Genomic DNA, 939 nt, shown 5'->3' on the forward strand with positions numbered 1-939 from the left:
TCGACCTGGGAAGCCGCGATGTCGGCCGCCCACCACAAGCTCGACAATCTCATTGCCATTGTCGACTTCAACAATCAGCAGGCCGATGGTCCGTCGACGGCCATGCTCTCCTCCGAACCGGTGACCGACAAGTTCGAGGCGTTCGGCTGGCATGCGCAGCGCGTCGACGGCAACGACATCGAGGCGGTCCGCAAGGCCTTCGACATGGCGCGCGGCCTGAAGGAACCTCGTCCGCGTGTGATCGTTTGCGATACGCGCATGGCCAAGGGTGTGCCATTCCTGGAAACCCGCGACATCACGCATTTCATCCGCGTCGAACCGCACGAATGGACGTTAGCGCTCGAAGCTTTGGAAAAGGGACGTCCGCGTTGAGGTTGTCAAAGTTCGCGCCGCGCCACGCCGCCAATGCCGGTGAGCGCAAGACCACATCGGCGATGATCGCGTCGATCGCGCCCGATGGCGTACCGACACGCAATGCGCCGTTCGGGCACACACTGGCCAGACTGGCGCACCAGCGGCCCGGGATAGTTGGCCTGACGGCGGACCTCGCGAAATACACCGATCTCCATGTCTTCGCACAGGAGCATCCGGACCGCTTCTATCAGATGGGCATGGCGGAGCAGGTGCTGATGAGCGCCGCCGCCGGCTTGGCGCGGGAGGGTTTTACGCCCTTCGCCACCACCTACGCCGTCTTCGCATCGCGACGTGCCTACGATTTCATCTGCATGGCGATCGCCGAGGAGAAACTCAATGTGAAGATCGTCTGCGCCTTACCGGGGCTGACGACCGGCTACGGCCCCAGCCACCAGGCGACGGAGGACATCGCGATCTTCCGCGGGATGCCGAACCTGACGATCATCGACCCTTGCGACGCGCTCGACATCGAACAGGCCACGGAGGCGATCGCGGACTACAACGGGCCGGTCTACATGCGGCTTT

General features: G+C 63.4%; 2 protein-coding genes. Both read left to right on the forward strand.

Annotated features, from left to right (window positions below; translation table 11 throughout):
• Positions 1-372 (forward strand): thiamine pyrophosphate-binding protein (locus tag NKH63_RS31275; RefSeq protein ID WP_502896389.1); only part of this gene is annotated, 372 nt, incomplete at its 5' end.
• Positions 369-939, forward strand: a 571-nt coding sequence (locus NKH63_RS31280) for a transketolase family protein (protein WP_502896390.1), incomplete at its 3' end; no start/stop codon positions are given. The genes NKH63_RS31275 and NKH63_RS31280, both read left to right, overlap by 4 nt.

The organism is Mesorhizobium sp. M0960, assembly GCF_040319055.1.
Taxonomy (GTDB): domain Bacteria; phylum Pseudomonadota; class Alphaproteobacteria; order Rhizobiales; family Rhizobiaceae; genus Mesorhizobium.